This window comes from Streptomyces sp. KMM 9044, assembly GCF_024701375.2.
GTDB lineage: Bacteria > Actinomycetota > Actinomycetes > Streptomycetales > Streptomycetaceae > Streptomyces.
The window spans coordinates 3822000-3843570 of record NZ_CP113910.1 but is presented as its reverse complement, the minus strand read 5'-3'; the positions used below and the strand labels follow the sequence as shown (position 1 = coordinate 3843570).

Sequence of the window (21571 nt, the reverse complement as noted above, 5' to 3'; positions counted from 1 at the left end):
GTGTGGGCAGCGGGAGGCGCGGGTGCGATGGCCGGCACCCGGCGCTCCCGCCCCGGGCACTCCCGCGTCCCTACACCGGCACGTGCACGCTCTCCACCCGGCTGGCGACCAGCCGTTCCCGTTCCCTGCGCGCCGCCTGCCCGCGCAGCCGCAGGATCTGGGTGAGCCCGAGGGCCTGGAGGACGAAGACCGCGGTGAAGGCGACGCCGTAGTCCCCGCCGGTCGCGTCCAGCAGGACGCCGACGGCGAACAGGGTGGTCATGGACGCGATGAAACCGCCCATGTTGGTGATGCCGGACGCCGTGCCCTGCCGTTCCGGCGGGTTCACCGGACGGGAGAAGTCGAAGCCGATCATCGAGGCCGGTCCGCAGGCGCCCAGCACCGTGCACAGCATCACGAGCAGCCACATCGGCGCCGTCTCGGCCGGGTAGGCCAGCGTGGCGGCCCACAGCAGGGCCGTCGCCCCCACCGTCCCGAGGGCCAGCGGCAGCCGCGCGCCGTGATGACGCCCGATGACCTGGCCGTAGGCCAGTCCGAAGACCATGTTGGACAGCACCACGAGGGTGAGCAGCTCACCGGCGGCGGCCCGGGACAGCCCCTGCTCCTCGACGAGGTACGGCATGCCCCACAGCAGCAGGAACACCATCGCCGGGAACTGCGTCGTGAAGTGCACCCACATCCCGAGCCGGGTCCCCGGTTCGCGCCAGGAGGCGGCGATCTGCCGGCGTACGTAGGCGGCGCCCCGGTGCGGGACGGGTCCGGGCTCGTGGCCCTCGGGGTGGTCCTTCAGGAACAGGACGAGCAGGACGAACACCGCGACACCGGCGAGCGCGCTGCCCCCGAAGGCGGCCGTCCAGCCGACGCCGTGCAGCAGCCGGGCCAGGACCAGGGTGGAGACGAGGTTGCCCGCCATGCCGGCCAGCCCGGCGAACTGCCCGATCAGCGGCCCGCGCCGGGCCGGGAACCACCGGCCGCCCAGCCGCAGCACGCTGATGAACGTCATGGCGTCCCCGCAGCCGAGCAGGGCGCGGGAGGCGAGCGCCATGCCGTACGACGGGGAGAGGGCGAAGCCGAGCTGCCCGACGGTGAACAGCACGACGCCGATGCCCAGCACCTTCTTGGTGCCGAGCCGGTCGACGAGCAGGCCGACGGGTATCTGCATGCCCGCGTAGACCAGCAGCTGGAGGATGGAGAAGGTGGACAGGGCGGAGGCGTTGACGCCGAAGCGGTCGGCCGCGTCGAGGCCGGCCACGCCCAGGGACGTACGGAAGGTGACGGCGACGAAGTAGACCGAGACGCCGATCCCCCACATCACCAGGGCGCGCCGCCCGCCCGGGGGGTCCACGGGCAGGGCACCCGCAACTCCGGTACCGCTCATCGCACTTCTCCCCGGGCCAGGTGGGAGAACCAGCCGACGTGCCGGCCCACGACCTCGGCGGCCGCGTCCGGGTCCCCCGAGCGCAGCGCCTCGAGGATCTCCCGGTGCTCGGAGAGGGTCTTGGCGATGCGGTCGGGGTGCGAGTGCATGACGGCTACTCCCATGCGCAGCTGACGGTCGCGGAGCTGGTCGTAGAGACGGGAGAGGATCTCGTTGCCGCCGCTGCGGACGATCTCGGCGTGGAAACAGCGGTCGGTGACGGACGCGGCGGCGAAGTCACCGGCGGTGGCCTGCTCCTTCTGCCGGGCGAGCAGGGCCTCCAGCCGCTCGATGAGCCCCGGGGACGCGGGGACGGCCTTGCGCACCGCGTGCTCCTCGACGAGCAGCCGGGTCTCGACGACGTCGGCGATCTCCTGCGCGGAGACGGGCAGAACGAGGGCGCCCTTCTTCGGGTAGAGCCGGATCAGCCCCTCGGCCTCCAGCCGCAGCAGCGCCTCGCGCACCGGTGTGCGCGAGACCCCGACGGCGTCAGCCAGCTCCCCCTCGGTCAGCAGCGTGCCGCCCTCGTAACGGCGCTCCAGGACACCCTGTTTGACATGGGCGTAGACGCGATCGGCGGCGGGGGGTTGCTTCACGGGGACCGAACTCATGCCGACAGGATAGATACAACACGTACGCATGGACGCATCCGTCCGTCATCCGGACCGGCCGCGCGGGCGGTTCACGCGAGACCGAAGGCCTGGGACATCCAGGTCAGATCGTGCGTCAAGCCTTCGTCGGCCTTGACGGGTGGCTGACGTTCCCCGAGCTGCGGGGCCGGTTCGAAGGCTTCGCCCGGCTCCCGTACGGCCGGGCCCGCGCGCTGCTCGACAGAGCACACCGCCGTACGCGGGGCGGGCCGGGACCGGTACGAGTACCGCCACTCCGGCCCGCCGCCACCTCGGCGGGGCGGGGGAGGGCGAGCAGCAGTCCGGGGCCCCGGCACGACGAACCGCGCCCCGTCCACGATGCGAACCCCGAAAGCAGTCCCGGCCTTCCCGTACAACCATCCGCGCCGGGTGTGCGTCAGACTCGTGCGGCCCCTCCGGGTCGCGCCTCAAGTCGGCCACAACAACGGGACATTCGACGCAATCGGGGTATTCAGTTGAACATCGGCATTCAAGGCATCCGGGTCCGCAGAGCCGTCGGCGTCGCGGTGACCACCGGCGCCGTGCTGGCCTCCGGCACCCTCTGCGCGGCACCCGCGCAGGCCGCCACCGTGCCCACGATCGCCGCCAAGGGCGGCTTCGTGATGAACAACGCGAACGGCAAGTCCCTCTACACCAAGGCCGCGGACACCCGGCGTTCGACCGGTTCCACGACGAAGATCATGGCCGCGAAGGTCGTGCTCGCGCAGAAGAACCTGAACCTGGACGCCAAGGTCACGATCCAGATGGCCTACAGCGACTACATCGTGGCGAACAACGCGTCGTCCGCACGACTGATCGTCGGCGACAAGGTCACCGTGCGCCAACTGCTGTACGGCCTGATGCTGCCGTCCGGCTGCGACGCGGCGTACGCGCTGGCCGACAAGTTCGGCACCGGCTCGACTCGGGCCGCGCGCGTGAAGTCCTTCATCGGCAAGATGAACGCCGACGCGAGGAAACTGGGCCTGAAGAACACCAACTTCGACTCGTTCGACGGCATCGGCAAGGGCAAGAACTACTCCACGCCGCGCGACCTGACGAAGATCGCCAGCAGCGCGATGAAGAGCGCCGACTTCCGCGCGATCGTCAGGACGAAGAAGTACACGGCGAAGACCGTCACGAAGACGGGCAGCACCCGCACGATGGCGCCGTGGACCAACACCAACGGGCTGCTGAGCAGTTACAGCGGCACGACCGGCGTGAAGACCGGCTCGGGCCCGGAGGCCAAGTACTGCCTGGTCTTCGCCGCGACGCGCAACGGCAAGACGGTCATCGGCACGGTCCTGGCCTCGACGGGGTCCGTCCAGCGCGAAACGGACACCAAGAAGATCATGAACTACGGCTTCGGCAAGATCTGATCCTCTCGAAGGTACGAAGGTACGAAGTTACGCGGGTCGTCACGGGGCTCACCGATCCCGGTGGGCCCCTTTCCCATGCCTGGATGCCCCCGTCCAACTGGAAGCGCACAACCTCCGACTGGACGGGGAACCGGTCGGCGGGCAGCGCGAACCGATCGCGTTGCACAGGGAGACGCCGGCCACGCGACAGGCCGCCCTCGCCGTGCAACAGGCCGCGGTCCGGGCGATGGAACGTATCGCAGACCGGTTCGACACCCTCGTCCTCGAACGTCGGACGCTCCATGGCCACCTCACCGCGCTGCCCACCACCGAGTCGGTGCTGGCCGACTGGCGGCAACGGTTGTCCGTGACCGGGGACGTGTGGGCGGTGGCCGTGGTGATCGCCCCGGTGCTCGTCGAAGAGGGTGAGCTGCGCGAGCCGCTGGAGTCGATCGCCGCCCGTACGGGGATCCCCGTACGCCGTGTCAATGAATGCCTCCGGCTGCTGTGCAAGCACGCCTGCACTCGCTCGCGGGGCGGGGCCGGGCCGGGACGGCGCTCCGGTGTACGTGCTCCATCAGGTCTGGGCCCGGACACGGCAGGAGGGGCGCCGCAACTCCGACTCGCGGCGCCCCTCCTGTGACGAACCTATTCGGTTCCTGGCCCTCACGCCCAGGACATCAACCGCTTCGGCTGTTCCAGGATCGCCGCCACGTCGGCCAGGACCTTGGAGCCCAGTTCGCCGTCGACCAGGCGGTGGTCGAAGCTCAGGGCCAGGGTCGTGACCTGACGGGGTTTCACCTTTCCCTTGTGGACCCACGGCTGGAGCTTGATCGCACCGACCGCGAGGATCGCGGACTCGCCGGGGTTGAGGATCGGCGTGCCCGTGTCGACGCCGAAGACGCCGACGTTGGTGATCGTCACCGTGCCCGACTGCATCGCGGCCGGGGACGTCCTGCCCTCCTTGGCCGTGGACACCAGCTCGCCCAGGGAGTCGGCGAGCTGGGGCAGCGTCTTGGTGTGCGCGTCCTTGATGTTCGGGACGACCAGACCGCGCGGGGTGGCCGCCGCGATGCCCAGGTTGACGTAGTGCTTGACCACGATCTCCTGGGCCGTCTCGTCCCAGGACGCGTTGACGTCCGGGTTGCGCCTGATCGCGACCAGCAAAGCCTTGGCGATCAGCAGGAGCGGATTCACCCGCAGGCCCGCGAACTCCTTGTCCTGCTTCAGCTCCTCGACCAGCTTCATCGTCCGCGTCACGTCCACCGTCACGAACTCCGTGACATGCGGCGCCGTGAACGCCGAGCCGACCATCGCCGCCGCCGTCGCCCTGCGGACGCCCTTGACCGGGATGCGGGTCTCGCGAGCGGTGTCGTACGACGCGGGAGCCGGCACGGAGGCGGGAGCGGCGGGGACTGCCGGGGCGGGTGCCCCGGGCTCCGGTGCCGTGGGACCGGCCCCGGTGGCGGCCACCGCCGCGTGGACGTCCTCGCGGGTGATGACGCCGTCCGGGCCGCTCGGGGTGACCGTCGCCAGGTCGACGCCGAGGTCCTTCGCCAGCTTGCGCACCGGCGGCTTCGCCAGCGGGCGCTGCCCTCCGGCGACCGGTGCGGGCTCAGGAGCGGGAGCGGGCTCGGGTGCCGGTACGGGTACCGCCGCGTGGCCGTTCAGTTCCGCCGGTACGGCGGAGGCTGCCGCCTGCTGGGCGGGGAGGTCCGGGGCGGCCTTGCGGGGGCGGCGTCGCGTGGAGGACGTCGCCACGCCGTAGCCGACCAGTACGGGCTGGCGGCCCGAGCCGACCGCCGCCGTCGGCCCGGCTTCAGCCGGCCGCTCGGCGGCGGCCGGGGTTTCGGCGGCCGGCTCGGCGGGGGTCTTCGGGGCCGCGCCCCCCGAGACGTCCACCGCGATGATGGAGGTGCCCACGTCCACCGTGGTGCCCTCGGGGAAGTGCAGTGCGCGGACCACCCCGTCATAGGGGATGGGAAGCTCCACGGCCGCCTTCGCCGTCTCGACCTCGCACACCACCTGGCCGTCGGTGACCGTGTCACCGGGCTGGACGTACCACTTGAGGATCTCGGCCTCGGTCAGTCCCTCGCCCACGTCGGGCATCCTGAACTCACGCACGGGCGTCTGTGTCGTCGTCATGGCTCTCTCCCCCTCTCAGTACGCCAGCGAGCGGTCGACGGCGTCCAGCACCCGGTCCAGGTCCGGGAGGTAGGACTCCTCCAGGCGGGCCGGCGGGTACGGGGCGTGGTATCCGCCCACCCGAAGGACCGGGGCCTCCAGGTGGTAGAAGCAGCGCTCCGTGATCCGCGCGGCGATCTCCGCGCCCGAACCGAAGAACACCGGTGCCTCGTGGACGACGACCAGACGACGGGTCTTCTCCACCGACGCCTGGATCGAGTCGAAGTCGAGCGGGGAGACCGAGCGCAGGTCCAGCACCTCCAGGGAGCGGCCCTCCCCGGCGGCCGCGTCCGCGACCTCCTGGCAGAGCTTCACCATCGGGCCGTACGCCACCAGCGTCAGGTCGGTGCCCTCGCGGACCACGCGCGCGGTGTGCAGCGGGCCGGGGATCGCCTCGGTGTTGACTTCGGCCTTGTCCCAGTAGCGCCGCTTGGGCTCGAAGAAGATCACCGGGTCGTCGCTCCGGACGGCCTGCTGCATCATCCAGTACGCGTCCGACGCGTTCGACGGCGAGACCACCTTCAGGCCCGCCACATGCGCGAACAGCGACTCCGGGGACTCGGAGTGGTGCTCCACCGCACCGATGCCGCCGCCGTAGGGGATGCGCACGACGACCGGGAGCTTCACCTTGCCCAGCGACCGCGCGTGCATCTTCGCGAGCTGCGTGACGATCTGGTCGTACGCCGGGAACACGAAACCGTCGAACTGGATCTCGACCACCGGACGGTAGCCGCGCAGGGCGAGGCCGATCGCGGTGCCGACGATGCCCGACTCGGCGAGCGGGGTGTCGATGACGCGGCTCTCGCCGAAGTCCTTCTGCAGTCCGTCCGTCACCCGGAACACACCGCCGAGCTTGCCGACGTCCTCACCCATGACGAGGACCTTGGGGTCCTCCTCCAGGGCGCGGCGCAGCGATTCGTTGATCGCCTTGGCCAGAGCCGTCTTCTCCGCCATGTCACTTACCCCCGTCTGCGTCCGCGAACGACGCCTGGTACGCGGCGAACTCGGCCCGCTCCTCGTCGACGAGGGCGTGTCCGTCCGCGTAGACGTTCTCGAAGATGGCGAAGTGGTCGGGGTCCTTCATGGCGCGGACCGCTTCGCGCACTCGTTTGCCCAACGTCTCGCTCTCGGTCTCCAGTTCCGCGAAGAATCCCTCGTCCGTGTGGTGTGCGGACTCCAGGTAACGGCGAAGGCGCAGGATCGGGTCCTTGGCCTCCCAGGAAACCCGTTCCTCGTCGTGGCGGTAGCGGGTGGGGTCGTCGGAGGTGGTGTGGGCACCCATGCGGTAGGTGAACGCCTCGATCAGTGTCGGCCCCTCACCTGCGCGGGCCCGCTCCAGCGCCCACCGGGTCACGGCGAGGTTCGCCAGCACGTCGTTGCCGTCCACCCGTACGCCCGGGAAGCCGAAGCCCTGCGCACGCTGGTACAGCGGAACGCGGGACTGCTTCTCGGTCGGCTCGGAGATCGCCCACTGGTTGTTCTGGCAGAAGAACACCACCGGGGCGTTGTAGACCGCGGAGAAGGTGAAGGCCTCGGCCACGTCGCCCTGGCTGGAGGCGCCGTCGCCGAAGTAGGCGATCACCGCGCTGTCCGTGCCGTCCTTGGCGACACCCATCGCGTAGCCCGTGGCGTGCAGCGCCTGGGAGCCGATGACGATCGTGTACAGGTGGAAGTTGTTGCCGTTCGGGTCCCAGCCGCCGTTGTTGACGCCGCGGAACATGCCGAGCAGGTTGGTCGGATCCACCCCGCGGCACCAGGCGACGCCGTGCTCGCGGTAGGTCGGGAAGACGTAGTCGTCGTCGCGCAGCGCGCGCCCGGAGCCGATCTGCGCCGCCTCCTGGCCCAGCAGCGAGGCCCACAGGCCCAGCTCGCCCTGGCGCTGGAGCGCGGTGGCCTCGGCGTCGAAGCGACGGGTGAGCACCATGTCGCGGTACAGGCCGCGGAAATCCTCCGGGGTGACGCCGGAGACGTACTGGTCGAACTCGGCGTTCTCGACCCGCTCGCCCTCGGGCGTCAGCAGCTGGAGGAGGCCGGGTTCGGCGACGCTCTGCGGCTTCGCGCCGCCGGTCCTCCCGGCCGCCGGGGCCTTCTTGGCGACGGTGGCCTTCTTCACCGTGGACGCCTTCTTGGCGGGGGTCGCCTTCTTGGCGGGGGTCGCCTTCTTCGCCGGGGTCGCCTTCTTGGCGGTGGTGCCGGTGGTGTCGGTAGTGCGCTTGGTGCCGGTGGCGCCGGCATCGCTTCCGGCGCCGCGTCGCGGTGTGCGCGCGGCAGTACTCTCCACGGTCACGTGTGCTCCTCCGTCGGTCCGACCCCCGGGGTTGCCGGCAGGTCTGGGGTCCCCCTCCAGCGCGTCGAGGCCTGGGGGAGGCTCACCTCTTCTCGACCACGGGCACGGGGTGGGTGCCGCCCGGCCGGGAACAGGCGTGACAGGTGCCCCGGCGAGCGACCTGCAAATAGCACGTTACCCAGTGCGCCACATTTCTGTGAAACCCTTCCTGACCTGCGATTTTGCTTGGATTTCCAAGTAAATCGGAAAGGCGGGAAAGGCGCGCTGGTCACAGCCTTGCAGGAGGCCGGAGCACCGGCACGTTATCCCGGAGACCCCGGACACGGGAAGGGTCGTGTCCCGCGCCCGGGCACCCGCCCGGCGGCAGATCGAGCACACAGTGCGACCGGAAATGACTTAATGCGACAACGCCCAGCTCACGGCCTCGCGCGGTGCCCTAGCATCTGGCGCGTGTCGTGCTTACGTGTACCACCCCCTGTTCCTTGCACGCCCCCTCTGGGCGCCCTGCTGCGCAGGTATTCCGCCGGTTCCGCGGTGACCTGCGAACCCGTCGACGAAGGGCTGCTCAACCGCGGCTACCGCCTGCGGACGACCCACGGCCGCTACTTCCTCAAGCATCACTTCGACCCCGAGACCGCGGATCCGGCCGCGATCGTCCGCCAGCACCGGGCCACCCGGAGCCTGGCCGAACTGGGCGTGCCGGTGGCCCCGCCGCTGCCCGCCCGGGACGGGCGCACGGTCGCCGTGGTCGGCGGCCACGCGTACGCCCTGCACCCCTGGATCGACGGTCGGCACCGGCACGGCGGGCAGCTCACACCGGGGCAGTGCGCACGGCTCGGGGCACTGCTCGGGGCAGTGCACGCCGGTCTGGAACGCGTCATGCCGGCCCACGCGCGAACCCACGGCGCTCCGGCGGAGAGCGCCGATCCGGCCGGCACCCTCACCCTCATCGACGACCTGCTCGGCCGCGTCCGCCGGCACCGTCCCGTCGACTCCTTCGACGCCCTCGCCCGCCGCCGGCTCCTGGAACGGCGGACCCTCCTGGAGCGGCACGCCGACCGGCGTCCTCCGCGCGGGGGCGCGGTGGGGTGGGTGCACGGCGACTTCCACCCGTTCAACGTGCTGTACCGGGGGGACGCGCCCGCGGCGATCGTCGACTGGGACCGGCTCGGTGTGCGGCCCCGCGCGGAGGAGGCCGTGCGCGCCGCGGCGATCTTCTTCGTCCGGCCCTCGGGCACCCTCGACCTGCCCCGCGTACGGTCCTACGCCCGCGCGTACCGGCGCGGCGCGGAAGCCACGCCCGCCCAACTCGCCGCGGCGGTGCACCGGGTGTGGTGGGAACGACTCAACGACTTCTGGATGCTCCGCTGGCACTACGAGCGCGGCGACACCCGCGCGGATCCCCAGTTCCCGGCCACGGCCGCGCTGGTGGTGTGGTGGACCCGGGAGTACGACGCGGTGCGCGCGGCGTTCACCGCGTGAGGCGGGTGCCCGGCGGCCCGTTCACGACGTCACCCCGCGCGGACGCGCTCCGCGCGGGGTGGGGCGGCGGGCTCTGGGCCCGCCTCGTGGTCCGTGACCGGTGGTCAGCCGCCGGTGATCCCGCCGTCGACCGCACCGCCCTCACCGCCGCCGTCGGCCGCACCGCCCTCACCGCCGCCGTCGGCCGCACCGCCCTCACTGCCGCCCGTCTCCGGCGGCTCCTCGGTCTCGGTCTCGGTCGGCGTCGTCGGGACGTCCGTCGGGTCGCCCGTCGGCTCCTCTGTCTCCGTCTCGCTCTGCGTCGGTGTCGGAGCCGGGTCGTACGACGGGACGTAGCCACCACCACCGGAACCGCTGCCGGTGCCGGTGTCCGTGTTCGGCGCCTCCGGCTCCTCGGTCTCGGTCTCGGTCTCGGTCGGCGTCTCACTGGGCTTCTCCTCCTCGGTGGTCTGCGAGGAGGAAGGCGACTCGGTCGGGTTCTTGTCACCCTCGCTGTCGCCGCCGCTCAGCGCCAGCGCGACACCCGCGACGACGGCGATCACCGCGAGCACCGCGAGGATCCACAGCTTGCCGCGGCCGTCGCCCCGGTTGTCGCCGCCCTCGAAGCCGCCGTCGTCCCCTCCGCCGTACCGGTTGGGCAGGATCGGCTTCGGGATGGCCGCGGTACCGGAGGCGTCCGGGTGCGGCATCGCGGCCGTGCCCGCGAAACCCGCCGCCGGGGTGTGCCGGCCGTCGTGCATGTCGACCGGGCCGGTGTTCCAGGTGCCCGTGTGGCCGCCCTGGTCGTAGAGCATCTGCAGCCCGTACTGGACCAGTCCGCGCATCTCCTCGGCCGTCTGGAACCGGTCGTCCGGATCCTTGGCGAGTGAGCGCATGACAAGCCCGTCAAGCTCCGGCGGACTGCCGTCCGAGGCCTCCGACGGGGGCGTGGGGGTGTCCTGCACGTGCTGGTAGACCACGGACAGCGGCGTCTCGCCCGTGAACGGGGGCCGCAGTGCCAGGAGTTCGTACAGCATGCAGCCGGTCGCATACAGGTCGGACCGGTGGTCGACGGCCTTGCCGAGCGCCTGCTCGGGCGAGAGGTACTGCGGGGTGCCCATGACCATGCCGGTCTGCGTCATCGTCGTGGACGCGCCGTGCAGCGCGCGGGCGATGCCGAAGTCCATCACCTTCACGGCACCGTTGTGCGTGATGATGACGTTGGCGGGCTTGATGTCGCGGTGCACGATGCCGTGCTGGTGCGAGTAGGCCAGCGCCTCCAGGACGCCGGAGACGATGATCAGCGCCTGTTCGGGACCGGGCGCCTCGGCGTTGAGCAGGAGATCGCGAATCGTGCGGCCCTCGACGATCTCCATGACGATGTACGGCACGGACTGGCCGCCCACGACGTCCTCACCGGAGTCGTACACGGCGACGATCGCGTGGTGGTTGAGACCGGCCACCGACTGCGCCTCGCGGGTGAACCGCGCTTTGGAGATCGGGTCCTCGGCGAGATCGGCGCGCAGCAGTTTGACGGCGACCGTACGTCCGAGGCGCACGTCCTCGGCGGCGAACACCTCGGCCATGCCGCCCCGGCCGAGTCTGTGCGTCAGCCGGTAACGGCCGTCGCCCACAAGTCCGCCGTTACCCCAGTTGTCCGGCGCGTCCGACATGCCGCCGCCAGTCGCCTCGGGGTCGGACGGGCCCTGGGCGCGCTGCTGCTGTGCCATCAGTCCTCGCCGTCGTTTCTGCCCGCGGTGCGCGCGGTGTTGTCACGGTCTCCGTCGGCCACGCTACAGCCTCCGCGCCGACCTCCGGTCCGGGACGGGATGCCCGGACCGGCACGAGACGGACCGGCCATGAAACCCGTAGTCCGTATCGTCGTGCAAATTCTGTACGCCGGGTGGCGGCCCGGGCTCCCGCCCCCTGTAACGCTTCCGCGACTCTTCTGTCCCGTACGGTCACGGAACGGGCCCCACGCTTGACGTGTCCGTGGCCTCGGGCAGACTTGGCCGGGAATAGCGCATGGGATCTACGAGGAATCGGTCGCCGACGGCAGCGCCGGAGAGGCTACGGGGGACGCGGAACATGAGCCAGGACGGCGCACAGGACCACAACGCGGGGCGGGCGCTCGCAGGCGGCCGCTACCAACTTCGGGACCTGCTCGGCCAGGGCGGCATGGCCTCGGTCCACCTCGCGTACGACAGCGTGCTCGACCGTCAGGTCGCGATCAAGACCTTGCACACGGAACTCGGCAGGGAACAGGCCTTCCGCGAACGCTTCCGCCGCGAGGCCCAGTCCGTGGCGAAGCTCACGCACACCAACATCGTCTCGGTGTTCGACACCGGCGAGGACGATGTGGAGGGCATGCTGACGCCGTACATCGTCATGGAGTACGTCGAGGGCCGCCCGCTCGGCTCCGTGCTCGACGAGGACGTGCGGCAGCAGGGCGCGATGCCCGCCGACAAGGCACTGAAGATCACCGCGGACGTGCTGGCCGCCCTGGAGATCAGCCACGAGATGGGCCTGGTCCACCGGGACATCAAGCCGGGCAACGTGATGACGGCCAAGCGCGGCGTGGTCAAGGTGATGGACTTCGGCATCGCCCGCGCCATGCAGTCCGGCGTGACGTCGATGACGCAGACCGGCATGGTCGTCGGCACCCCGCAGTACCTCTCGCCCGAGCAGGCGCTCGGGCGGGGCGTCGATGCCCGCTCCGACCTGTACTCGGTCGGCATCATGCTCTTCCAGCTGGTCACCGGACGGCTTCCGTTCGACGCCGACTCGCCGCTGGCCATCGCGTACGCGCACGTACAGGAGGAGCCGCCGCTCGCCTCCTCGGTCAACCGCGCGCTGCCCCCGGCCGTGGACGCGCTGATCGCCCGCGCGCTGAAGAAGAACCCGAACGAGCGCTTCCCCAGCGCCGAGGCCATGCGCGGCGAGTGCCTGCGGGTGAGCCGGTCCTTCCAGGCGGCCCCGCCGAGCATCGTCCCCGGAGCGCACGGGCAGAGCGGCGCGGGCGTCGGCTCCGCGGTGTTCCCGCCCATCGACCAGTCGGCGCAGGCGGCCCCGGGCAGCGTCCAGACCCCGTACGCACCGGTCCCGCCCCAGCACCACACCCCGAACCCGTACGGCGCCCCGGCCCCCTCGGCGTACGGCTATCCGCAGCAGGGCGCCCCGCAGGCTGGCTACGCGACACCCCATTCCCCTTACGGCGCGCAGCAGGGCGGTCCGTCGACGCCGCCGCCGTACAACCTGACGCCCCGGGCTTCGGGCTCGGGCGGACCGGGCGGCGGCAGGAACAACAAGCCGGTGATCATCGGCTCGATCGCCGTGTCCGTCCTCGCCGTCGGCGGCCTGCTCGCGGCCCTGCTGGCCAACGGCGGCGGTGACGAGGACAACAGGGGCGGCGACCCGGGCGTCGGCGCTTCGGTGTCGGCGTCCAAGGTGTCCGGCCACCGCGGGCCCGACACGACGAAGACGATCGACCCGGAGGAGTGCACGGACCCGCAGGAGTCCTACAACGACGAGGACAAGGTCCAGGTCCCGAAGCTGAAGTTCAAGTACATCAGGTCGGTCAAGGAGTGCTTCCAGGCCGCCGGCTGGGACCTCGAGGTGCGCACCGTCGACGAGAACACCTACGGCGAAGGCGCGGTCATGAACCAGTTCCCCGCCGCCGGCACGGACGTCGACCCCGAGGACATGCCCAAGATCCAGCTCGACGTCTCCACGGGCAACCCGCCGAACGCCTGAGTACACAAGGACGTACGAAAGGGGCCCGGCTTCGGTGCCGGGCCCCTTTGGCTTGTTCCTGCCGCAGCGGGGCGGGAACGCGGACGACTACAGGTAGGGGCCGCCCGAGCGGCCGCCCATCGGGGGGTCCTCGTGGCCGCCGTCACCGACACCCGGCGGAAGGGCCCGGCGCATCTGCTCCAGCTGGGCGCGCGCGGCCATCTGCTGGGCGAAGAGGGTGGTCTGGATGCCGTGGAAGAGGCCCTCCAGCCAGCCCACCAACTGGGCCTGCGCGATCCTCAGTTCGGCGTCGCTCGGGGTCGCCTCGTCCGTGAAGGGGAGCGAGAGCCGCTCCAGCTCCTCGACCAGTTGGGGCGCGAGCCCGTCCTCCAGCTCCTTCACCGAGCTGGCGTGGATCTCCTTGAGCCGGACCCTGCTGGCCTCGTCCAGAGGAGCCGCGCGCACCTCCTCCAGCAGCTGCTTGATCATGCTGCCGATCCGCATGACCTTCGCGGGCTGCTCCACCTGATCCGTCACCGGGACCTCGCGGGAGTCCTCGTCCCCGTCCCCGGTGCCCCCACCGAGCGCCATGCCGTCCTGGCCGACGACCAGAACCTGCGGATTGTCCGGCGACCGTTCATTCCTCGGCATCTCCATACGACCATTCTCTCGCACACCCGCCGCACACCTCCGAGGCCCCCTGACCGCCCCCGGGCCGCTCCCCCGGCCGCCCCCCTGAGTGGAGGAATCCGAAATGCCGGGTGCACACGGTAATGCGAGCCTGTGGGGGTCCATCCGGCCCATCTTGCCGACGGTGCGAACGGGCACCGGCCGGCGCGGGAGGTCACCTCGTGACTTCATGGCTACGTGTAACGGGGGCGACGGGGGCGGGGCTCGCCCTGCGAGCGGGTGTCGTGCTCGGGGTGATGACGGGGGCGGGGGTGATGATGCCGTACAGCCCTGTCGCGGCGTCCTTCGGTACGTCGGTGGCGTACGGAGCCGACGGGGCGGCGGGCGGGCGCCAGGAGGTGCTGGGCGGGCCGCCCGACGCGCCTTCCCACGCGACCACGCGCCCTTCCTCCGCCTCCTCCGTTCCCCCGCCCTTCCGCTCGGCTCCCGCTTCGGCCGAGAAGCCGTCGCTCTCGCCCTCCGCGGAACCCTCCAGGGCCGGCAGCCGCCCCGGGGAAGGACGGAAGCGGCCGGGGCGGGAGGTGCCCGCAGCGGAGGAACAAAGCGAGAGGCCCGAGAGTCCCCGAGAGGCCGGGAAGGCCGGCCCGTGGGACGGACGGGACGACGGACCGGGCGACGGCGGACGCGACACCGGCGACGGTGTGAGCGGCGTCCCCGAGAACCCGGGCAAGGCCCATGCCGACGCGGCGGACACCGGGTCCGCCCCGGACGCGGCCCAGTCCCGGGAGACCTCCCCCGTGGTGCCCTCCGAGGTGTCGCGGCAGCCTGCGGCGAACGCCGCCACCGGCACCGGGCGCTCCGCCGAGCCCATGCTGCGCATCCTGCCGCTGGGCAGCGGACTCGTCCTGATGGGGCTCGGGCTGGGGCTGGCGTTCGCGGGCCTCAGGTTGCGGCGGAGCTGAGGCCCGGGGCCCACGGACATCCGGCATCCGGCATCCGGCATCCGGCAGTCCTACGGCGCGATCAGCAGCACCTTGCCGATGTGGCTGCTGGCCTCCACGACCCGGTGGGCGGCGGCCGCGTCCGGCATCGGGATCTCACGGTCGACGACGGGGCGGACATGGCCGCCGTCGACCAGCGGCCAGACGTGTTCCCGTACGGCCGCGACGATCGCCGCCTTCTCCGCCGGCGGCCGGGCGCGCAGCGAGGTCGCGCTGACGGCGGCGCGCTTGCTCAGGAGGGCGCCGATGTTCAGCTCGCCCCTGGCACCACCCTGCAGGCCGATGATCGCGAGCCGACCGTTGACGGCGAGGGCCTTGACGTTGCGGTCCAGGTACTTGGCACCCATGTTGTCGAGGATGACGTCCGCGCCGGCGCCGTCGGTGGCCTGCTCCAGCTCGGCCACGAAGTCCTGCTCGCGGTAGTTGACCAGGATGTCGGCGCCCAGCTCGGCGCAGCGCTCCAGCTTCTCCTTCGTACCGGCCGTGACGGCGACCTTGGCGCCGACGGCCTTGGCGAGCTGGATCGCCAAGGTGCCGATGCCGCTGGAGCCGCCGTGCACGAGCAGTGTCTCGCCGGGGCGGAGATGGGACACCATGAAGACGTTCGACCAGACCGTGCAGACGACCTCCGGGAGTGCCGCCGCCTGCTTGGGGTCGAGCCCCTTGGGGACGGGAAGCAGCTGGCCCACCGGGACGGCGACCCGCTCCGCGTAGCCGCCGCCCGCGAGCAGCGCGCACACCTCGTCACCGACCGCCCACCCGGTCACCCCGGGACCGAGTGCGGTGATCCGGCCGGAGCACTCCAGGCCGGGGTAGGGGGAGGCACCGGGCGGGGGGTCGTAGAAACCCTGTCGCTGCATGATGTCGGCACGGTTGACGGCGCCGGCCACCACCTCTACCAGCACTTCGCCCTCGCCGGGAACGGGATCGGGGACCTTCTCCCACACCAGCGCCTCGGGCCCACCGGGTTCGGGAATCGTGATCGCATACATGAGAACGACGCTACCCCTGGCCGGACCGTGGGCGGCTCAGGTGCGAGGGCGGGTCTGGGTCCGGCCCGGGGCCGGCCTGGGTCCATGGACGGGGGCGGGGTCCGTCGTTGGACCGGTTCGCGGGAAAACCATGTGCGGGAGCGATGAATTTGCGCGACGGTGAAGGTCTCTCCCTGCGTAGCCCCAGCACCTGGAAGCACATGGAAGGACCCGAAGCATGAGTACGCAGACGTCCGGCCTGGCGATCGAGACCGCCGGCCTGGTCAAGACCTTCGGTGAGACCCGGGCCGTCGACGGGGTCGACCTCGCCGTACCGGCCGGGACGGTGTACGGCGTCCTCGGACCGAACGGCGCCGGCAAGACCACCACCGTGAAGATGCTCGCCACCCTGCTGAGGCCGGACGGCGGCGACGCCCGTGTCTTCGGCCATGACATCGTGCGCGAGGCCGACACGGTGCGCGGCCTGGTGAGCCTCACCGGGCAGTACGCGTCCGTGGACGAGGACCTCACCGGTGCCGAGAACCTGATTCTGCTGGCCCGGCTGCTCGGCCACCACAAACCGGCCGCCCGCACCCGTGCCGCCCAGCTCCTGGAGGCGTTCGGCCTGACGGACGCGGCGGCGAAGCAGGTCAAGCACTACTCGGGCGGCATGCGGCGCCGTATCGACATCGCCGCGTCCATCCTCAACACCCCCGACCTGCTGTTCCTCGACGAGCCGACGACCGGCCTGGACCCGCGCAGCCGCAACCAGGTGTGGGACATCGTGCGCGCGGTGGTCGCCCAGGGCACGACCGTGCTGCTGACCACGCAGTACCTGGACGAGGCCGACCAGCTGGCGTCCCGGATCGCCGTCATCGACCGCGGGAAGGTGATCGCCGAGGGCACCAAGGGCGAACTGAAGGCCTCCGTCGGCGCCGGCACCGTCCATCTGCGGCTGCGCGATCCGGATCAACGGCCGCTCGCCGCGGATCTGCTGCGCCGCCTGCTCGACGTGACGGTGCAGCCCGAGCCCGACCCGGTGACGCTCACCGCCCGCCTGGGCGCGGCCGCGAGCCAGGACACCGCCGCCGAACAGGCCGCCCGCGCCCTGAACGAACTGGCCGCGGCCGGCGTCACCGTCGACAACTTCTCGCTCGGCCAGCCGAGCCTGGACGAGGTGTTCCTCGCCCTCACCGGCCACGACACCCAGACCGGCTCCGCCGACTCCCACAACCCGAAGGACGAGGTGGCGGCATGAGTACCGTGACGACGACCACCGAAAGCACAGAACTCGCCCCGGTCCGCACCGACTCCCTCGCCGAGCTGCTGGTCGCCAAGGAGCGTCCGCCACGGCCCAGCGCGTGGTCGGCCTCCCTGACCTTCGGCTGGCGCGCGATCCTCAAGATCAAGCATGTGCCGGAGCAGCTCTTCGACGTCACCGCGTTCCCGATCATGATGGTGCTGATGTACACGTACCTCTTCGGCGGGGCGCTGGCCGGTTCGCCGACGGAGTACATCCAGTTCCTGCTGCCGGGCATCCTGGTGATGTCGGTCGTGATGATCACGATGTACACCGGTGTCTCGGTCAACACGGACATCGAGAAGGGCGTCTTCGACCGGTTCCGCACCCTGCCGATCTGGCGGCCCTCGACGATGGTCGGCTATCTGCTCGGCGACGCCCTGCGCTACACCATCGCGTCCGTCGTGATGCTCACCGTGGGCATCATCCTCGGCTACCGGCCGGACGGCGGGGTCGCCGGTGTACTCGCCGGGATCGCGCTGCTGGTGGTCTTCGCGTTCGCGTTCTCGTGGATCTGGACGATGTTCGGGCTGATGCTGCGCACCGAGAAGTCGGTGATGGGCGTCAGCATGATGGTGATCTTCCCGCTCACCTTCCTGTCCAACGTCTTCGTCGACCCAGGCACCATGCCGGGCTGGCTCCAGGCCTTCGTCAACAACAGTCCTGTCACGCACCTCGCGTCCGCGGTGCGCGAACTGATGGCGGGGGACTGGCCGGCCGACGAGGTCGCCTGGTCGCTGGGGTGGTCCGCCCTGTTCGTCCTGGTCTTCGGGCCGGTCACGATGCGGCTCTACAACCGCAAGTGACGCGGACCGGCGAGGCGGGCGGAAACGCGGAGTCCCCGGGCCGGGTGCCCGGGGACTCCGCGTTGTTCCTCGCGGCCTCTTGTGATCTCTCGTGTTTCTCGTAACGTCCCGGCGGCGTCAGTCGTGGAGCGGACGGATGTCGGGGGTGACCGGGGTGCCCGGCGTCGCCCGCACGATGGTGATCAGCCGGTCCGTCAGCTCGAGCGTCCCGACGTGCTCGTCGTCGTAGCCGAGCACCCGGTGCCCTCGGAGAACGCTCACCACCAGATCGTCGATCTGCCGCGGCGATTTGCCCACCTCGGCCTTTATGACCGGCCGTTCTATCATGTCGAGACCGGTGCCCTGCTGGATGAGGTCCTCCATCACCCTGCCGGCCGCGGGGCTGAGCACGGACAGACCGAGCAGCCGGCCGGCCGCGCTGGCACTGGTGATGACCGCGTCGGCACCCGACTGCTTCAGCAGCGGGGCGTTCTCCTCCTCGCGCACCGCGACCACGATCTTCGCGCCGCGGTTGAGCTGACGGGCCGTCAGTGTCACCAGCACGGCGGTGTCGTCGCGCTGCGTGGCGATGATGATCTGCTTCGCCCGGTAGGCCTCGGCCCGCTTCAGCACCTCGCTGCGCGTCGCATCCCCTATGACACCCGCGTATCCGTCGGCCGCGGCGGCCTCGATCGCCTTGCTGCTCGGGTCGACGACCACGACCTGCTCCTTGCGGAGCCCCGTCGCGCAGACGGTCTTGATCGCGGACCTGCCCTTCGTGCCGAACCCGACGACGACGGTGTGATCACGCAACGTGGACCTCCAGCGGTTCAGTCGCCACTCCTCCCGCGTGCGTTCGGTGAGGGCTTCGAGGGTGGTGCCGACCAGGATGATCAGGAACATCACACGCAACGGCGTGATGACGAGGATGTTGGTCAGCCGGGCGGCGTCACTGACCGGGGTGATGTCGCCGTACCCCGTGGTGGAGAGCGTGACGGTCGCGTAGTAGAAGGCATCGAGGAAGTCGAGAGGGCCGTCGGAGTTGTCGGTGTAGCCGTCGCGGTCGATGTACACGATCAACGCCGTGACCACGAGGAGGAGCAACGCCATGGACAGCCGCTTGGTGACCTGGCGGATCGGGTGCTCGACCACCTTCCTCGGCAGCTTCACCCGATGGGTCACCAGATGCTCGTCCGCCTGGCGGGCAATGGCGTCCTGGCCCGGAAGTTTCACGTGAAACACACCCCGATTCCTCCGGACGCCCAGGGCAGGTCGAGCAGTTCCGCCTCCTGACCGGGTCGCGTACCACCCGGGGGGACGACGGCGAGGGCGTCGGCCGCCGCGATGCCGCGCAGCATGGCCGGACCGTTGTAGTGCAACGGCCCGGCCACGTCACCGCGCAGGACGACCGGGATGAGCCGGGTGTCGTGTGGATGCCCGTGGACGGCGTCCCGCAGCGGCATCGTGTACGGCTCGGGTGCCGGGCGGGCCGCGAGAGTCCGCAGCAAGGGCTCGGCGAGCGTGAGCAGCCCGGAAACCGCGGCGAGGGGGTTGCCCGGCAGACCGACGAGGTACTGGTTCTCCTTGGTGCGGGCCAGGAGCATGGGGTGGCCGGGGCGCACCTCGACTCCGTCCACGAGGAGTTCGGCGTCGATGCGGCGCAGCGTCGGGTGAACGTGGTCGACCGGGCCCGCGGCGGTGCCTCCGGTGGTGACGACGACGTCGGCGTCGGACTTCGTGATCGCCTTGTGCAGCGTCCGCGCGTCGTCGCGGACCCGGCGGACGGCGGTGACCTCGGCGCCGAGTGCGCGCAGCCAGGGCGGCAGCATCGGGCCGAGGGCGTCCCGGATCAGTCCGTCGTGCGGAAGGCCTCCGGTGAGCAGTTCGTCACCGAGTACGAGGACTTCGACGCGGGGGCGGGGGAGAGCGCTGAGCGTGTCGTATCCGGCAGCCGCGGCGAGGCCCAGCACGGCCGGGGTCACCAGGGTGCCGACGGACAGCAACTGGTCGCCGCTGCGGCACTCCTGACCGCGGGGGCGGATGTCCTGCCCGTGCGCGACTGCGGAGGCGGGCCCGGCGTGGGGTGCGCCCCCTGACCGGGTTGCGGTGGCGGCTCGGAGCCGGATGGCGTGCAGCCGGCCGTTGTCGTCCGTGCGGCCGTGTTCGCTGCGCAGGACGGCGGTGGTGTCCGGGGGGACGCGGGCCCCGGTGGCGATACGGACGGCTTCACCGTCGGTGAGCGGCGGGTGCTCGGCGTACCCGGCGAGGACGTCTTTCTCCCGTACGGCCCAGGGCCCGGGGCCGGAGACCGCCCAGCCGTCCATGGCCGAGGTGTCGAAGGACGGCAGGTCGGTGAGGGCCGTGAGAGGGGCGGCGAGGGTGAGACCGAGGGCGGCGTCGAGCGGCACGGGGACCGGGGTGCGGTGGGTGGACCGGCTGCCGGTGCCCTGGCGTGCCGCACGCTCGGCGACGTCACGGGCCTCGGTCCACGAAAGGGAGTGGCGCGGGTGGTGACGGGTGGCGGGGCTCGGACCGTCCGCGGCGGGCCGGGTTCCGCCCCTGCGGGGGGAGCGTGCGTGCGCGGGGCCACCGGAGGTACGGCCGGAGGTGTCGTTCACGAGGGCGAGAGCTTCCTCGACGTCGAGGTCGTCGGAATCCTCGGCGTCGTCGGTGGTCCCGGTGTCCTTGTCGGCCCGGGCATCGGGCGTGTTCATTCGGCGTCCGGGCGCGCACCGGGGGCTGCGTCGGCGGCGGAGGCGTCGGGCTGCTTGTCTGCGGGCTGCGCGGACGCGGCGTCGGTGGTGTCCTCGTCGGCCCAGCGGACGGCGAGGGCGGCGGCCTTGCGCGCGGCCTCGGCGACGGCCTCCCGGTCACCGCCCGCGCGGGCCGCCGCGTAGCCGACGAGGAAGGTGGTCAGCGGCGCCGCCGGCCTGGCCACACCGTGGGCGGCGTCACGGGCGAGGTCGAGGAGGAGGCCGGTGTCGACGTCCAGCTCGATGCCCAGCTCGTCCTTGACTGCGGAAATCCATTCATCCAACACGTGTCCATGCTCCCTGATGCGTGCTCTGGCGGCGGCGATGTCGTCCCAGGTGTCGCAGTCGAACGATGCCTCCGGGCCGTGGATTCGGGTGAGGTCGAGCGAGCCGGTCAGCCGGCGCAGAGGCAGCCCGGCCAACGCGCCGTGGCGCTCGGTGAGCGCGGCCAGTCCGCGGCGCAGGGCAGCCGTCCGGTACGCGGCCACGAGCGGCTGGTCCCGGCCGTCGCCGTCGGTCAGCAGAACCCCGTCGGCCGTACTCGTGCGCAGGGTGGTCAGCAGCTCGTCGACCGTGGGGCCGTCGAGGAACGGCAGGTCGGCGGAGAGCAGTACGGCATACTGAGCGGTGCTCAGCCGGAGCCCCGCGTCGAGCGCGGCGAGCGGTCCGCCGCCCGGCGGCTCCTCACGGGTCCAGGACACGGGCCGGGAGGTGGGCCGGGGGTCGGCCACGACCACGGTGGTGCGGGCGCCGGAGCAGGCGGCCAGCACCCGGTCGAGCAGTGCCCGGCCGCCCACCCGCACCCCGGGCTTGTCCGCGCCCCCGAGCCTCCGGGCACCGCCACCGGCCAGCACGAGGGCGTCGTGGACGAGGGGCGCGGCGGGTGTGGGGAACGGCGAGTGCGCGGCGGATTCGTCGTACGCGGCGGGTGCCGCCCGGCCCGGCTCGGGGTCGCGGTCACGGGTGCGGTCGCCAGCGGCTCCGGGGGCACCCGGGAGCTCGTACTCGGTCACCCCCCGAGTATGCGTGCCCCCGCGATCACAGGGAACGCGGGGGCACGGACAAC

General features: G+C 71.5%; 18 protein-coding genes. 7 read left to right on the top strand and 11 right to left on the bottom strand.

Annotated elements, in window-relative coordinates:
- Positions 1-70: 70 nt before the first annotated feature.
- Both HUV60_RS17340 and HUV60_RS17335 read right to left on the bottom strand, forming a co-directional pair.
- Entirely contained in the window at positions 71-1378 is a 1308-nt protein-coding gene (locus HUV60_RS17340; RefSeq protein ID WP_257850402.1) for an MFS transporter, read from the bottom strand.
- Entirely contained in the window at positions 1375-2028 is a 654-nt protein-coding gene (locus HUV60_RS17335) for a GntR family transcriptional regulator (protein WP_257850403.1), read from the bottom strand. The genes HUV60_RS17340 and HUV60_RS17335 overlap by 4 nt, the downstream gene beginning before the upstream one ends.
- 494 nt (positions 2029-2522) lie before the next feature.
- Between HUV60_RS17335 and HUV60_RS17330 the strand changes: the two genes are divergently transcribed.
- The gene (locus tag HUV60_RS17330; protein ID WP_257850404.1) at positions 2523-3422 is read left to right on the top strand and encodes a D-alanyl-D-alanine carboxypeptidase family protein; all 900 of its coding nucleotides are present in this window, start codon (positions 2523-2525) and stop codon (positions 3420-3422) included.
- A 226-nt stretch (positions 3423-3648) separates the two neighbouring features.
- Positions 3649-4044: a hypothetical protein gene (locus tag HUV60_RS17325; RefSeq protein WP_443047323.1), complete on the top strand. Its 396-nt coding sequence runs from the start codon at positions 3649-3651 to the stop codon at positions 4042-4044.
- A 23-nt stretch (positions 4045-4067) separates the two neighbouring features.
- Here the strand turns inward: HUV60_RS17325 and HUV60_RS17320 are convergent, their stop codons facing one another.
- Genes HUV60_RS17320 through pdhA form a run of 3 tightly spaced genes read right to left on the bottom strand, consistent with a single transcriptional unit; the run spans position 4068 to position 7872 of the window.
- A complete protein-coding gene (locus HUV60_RS17320; protein WP_257850405.1) occupies positions 4068-5546 on the bottom strand; it encodes a dihydrolipoamide acetyltransferase family protein in 1479 nt (492 codons plus the stop codon).
- Between the two features lie 15 nt (positions 5547-5561).
- Positions 5562-6539, bottom strand: a complete 978-nt coding sequence (locus HUV60_RS17315) for an alpha-ketoacid dehydrogenase subunit beta (protein ID WP_257850406.1) — start codon at positions 6537-6539, stop codon at positions 5562-5564.
- A gap of 1 nt (position 6540) precedes the next feature.
- On the bottom strand, positions 6541-7872 hold the full coding sequence (pdhA, locus tag HUV60_RS17310) for a pyruvate dehydrogenase (acetyl-transferring) E1 component subunit alpha (protein WP_257850407.1): 1332 nt from the start codon (positions 7870-7872) through the stop codon (positions 6541-6543).
- Between the two features lie 450 nt (positions 7873-8322).
- Between pdhA and HUV60_RS17305 the strand changes: the two genes are divergently transcribed.
- Entirely contained in the window at positions 8323-9354 is a 1032-nt protein-coding gene (locus tag HUV60_RS17305; protein ID WP_257850408.1) for a phosphotransferase, read from the top strand.
- A 104-nt stretch (positions 9355-9458) separates the two neighbouring features.
- Here HUV60_RS17305 and HUV60_RS17300 read toward each other — a convergent pair whose 3' ends face one another.
- Positions 9459-11063 (bottom strand): protein kinase domain-containing protein, encoded by a 1605-nt coding sequence (locus HUV60_RS17300; RefSeq protein WP_257850409.1) that lies wholly within the window; start codon positions 11061-11063, stop codon positions 9459-9461.
- Between the two features lie 358 nt (positions 11064-11421).
- Between HUV60_RS17300 and HUV60_RS17295 the strand changes: the two genes are divergently transcribed.
- The gene (locus HUV60_RS17295; protein WP_257850410.1) at positions 11422-13086 is read left to right on the top strand and encodes a protein kinase domain-containing protein; all 1665 of its coding nucleotides are present in this window, start codon (positions 11422-11424) and stop codon (positions 13084-13086) included.
- Between the two features lie 87 nt (positions 13087-13173).
- Here HUV60_RS17295 and HUV60_RS17290 read toward each other — a convergent pair whose 3' ends face one another.
- On the bottom strand, positions 13174-13722 hold the full coding sequence (locus tag HUV60_RS17290) for a bacterial proteasome activator family protein (RefSeq protein WP_257850411.1): 549 nt from the start codon (positions 13720-13722) through the stop codon (positions 13174-13176).
- Positions 13723-13916: 194 nt separating this feature from the next.
- On the opposite strand from HUV60_RS17290, the gene HUV60_RS17285 reads away from it, so the two are divergent.
- Positions 13917-14657: a hypothetical protein gene (locus tag HUV60_RS17285; protein ID WP_257850412.1), complete on the top strand. Its 741-nt coding sequence runs from the start codon at positions 13917-13919 to the stop codon at positions 14655-14657.
- A gap of 50 nt (positions 14658-14707) precedes the next feature.
- Here HUV60_RS17285 and HUV60_RS17280 read toward each other — a convergent pair whose 3' ends face one another.
- Entirely contained in the window at positions 14708-15688 is a 981-nt protein-coding gene (locus HUV60_RS17280) for an NAD(P)H-quinone oxidoreductase (protein ID WP_257850413.1), read from the bottom strand.
- 217 nt (positions 15689-15905) lie between these two features.
- On the opposite strand from HUV60_RS17280, the gene HUV60_RS17275 reads away from it, so the two are divergent.
- Together HUV60_RS17275 and HUV60_RS17270 are read left to right on the top strand one after the other, a co-directional pair.
- On the top strand, positions 15906-16925 hold the full coding sequence (locus tag HUV60_RS17275; protein WP_257850414.1) for an ATP-binding cassette domain-containing protein: 1020 nt from the start codon (positions 15906-15908) through the stop codon (positions 16923-16925).
- Positions 16922-17773 (top strand): ABC transporter permease, encoded by an 852-nt coding sequence (locus HUV60_RS17270; RefSeq protein ID WP_257850415.1) that lies wholly within the window; start codon positions 16922-16924, stop codon positions 17771-17773. The genes HUV60_RS17275 and HUV60_RS17270 overlap by 4 nt, the downstream gene beginning before the upstream one ends.
- Before the next feature lie 117 nt (positions 17774-17890).
- Here HUV60_RS17270 and HUV60_RS17265 read toward each other — a convergent pair whose 3' ends face one another.
- Genes HUV60_RS17265 through HUV60_RS17255 form a run of 3 tightly spaced genes read right to left on the bottom strand, consistent with a single transcriptional unit; the run spans position 17891 to position 21518 of the window.
- Complete coding sequence (locus HUV60_RS17265; protein ID WP_257851646.1) at positions 17891-18985, bottom strand: potassium channel family protein; 1095 nt, start codon at positions 18983-18985, stop codon at positions 17891-17893.
- Positions 18982-20466 (bottom strand): molybdopterin molybdotransferase MoeA, encoded by a 1485-nt coding sequence (locus HUV60_RS17260; protein WP_257850416.1) that lies wholly within the window; start codon positions 20464-20466, stop codon positions 18982-18984. Before HUV60_RS17260 ends, HUV60_RS17265 begins: the two co-directional genes overlap by 4 nt.
- Complete coding sequence (locus HUV60_RS17255; RefSeq protein WP_443047322.1) at positions 20463-21518, bottom strand: NTP transferase domain-containing protein; 1056 nt, start codon at positions 21516-21518, stop codon at positions 20463-20465. Before HUV60_RS17255 ends, HUV60_RS17260 begins: the two co-directional genes overlap by 4 nt.
- Positions 21519-21571: the final 53 nt, after the last annotated feature.

Coding starts and splice junctions, on each gene's coding strand:
- HUV60_RS17280 (WP_257850413.1), bottom strand. CDS start 15,688: ATGTATGCGATCACGATTCCCGAACCCGGTGGGCCCGAGGCGCTGGTG.
- HUV60_RS17290 (WP_257850411.1), bottom strand. CDS start 13,722: ATGGAGATGCCGAGGAATGAACGGTCGCCGGACAATCCGCAGGTTCTG.
- HUV60_RS17295 (WP_257850410.1), top strand. CDS start 11,422: ATGAGCCAGGACGGCGCACAGGACCACAACGCGGGGCGGGCGCTCGCA.
- HUV60_RS17315 (WP_257850406.1), bottom strand. CDS start 6,539: ATGGCGGAGAAGACGGCTCTGGCCAAGGCGATCAACGAATCGCTGCGC.
- HUV60_RS17325 (WP_443047323.1), top strand. CDS start 3,649: ATGGAACGTATCGCAGACCGGTTCGACACCCTCGTCCTCGAACGTCGG.
- HUV60_RS17275 (WP_257850414.1), top strand. CDS start 15,906: ATGAGTACGCAGACGTCCGGCCTGGCGATCGAGACCGCCGGCCTGGTC.
- HUV60_RS17300 (WP_257850409.1), bottom strand. CDS start 11,063: ATGGCACAGCAGCAGCGCGCCCAGGGCCCGTCCGACCCCGAGGCGACT.
- HUV60_RS17260 (WP_257850416.1), bottom strand. CDS start 20,466: ATGAACACGCCCGATGCCCGGGCCGACAAGGACACCGGGACCACCGAC.
- HUV60_RS17335 (WP_257850403.1), bottom strand. CDS start 2,028: ATGAGTTCGGTCCCCGTGAAGCAACCCCCCGCCGCCGATCGCGTCTAC.
- HUV60_RS17270 (WP_257850415.1), top strand. CDS start 16,922: ATGAGTACCGTGACGACGACCACCGAAAGCACAGAACTCGCCCCGGTC.
- HUV60_RS17320 (WP_257850405.1), bottom strand. CDS start 5,546: ATGACGACGACACAGACGCCCGTGCGTGAGTTCAGGATGCCCGACGTG.
- HUV60_RS17340 (WP_257850402.1), bottom strand. CDS start 1,378: ATGAGCGGTACCGGAGTTGCGGGTGCCCTGCCCGTGGACCCCCCGGGC.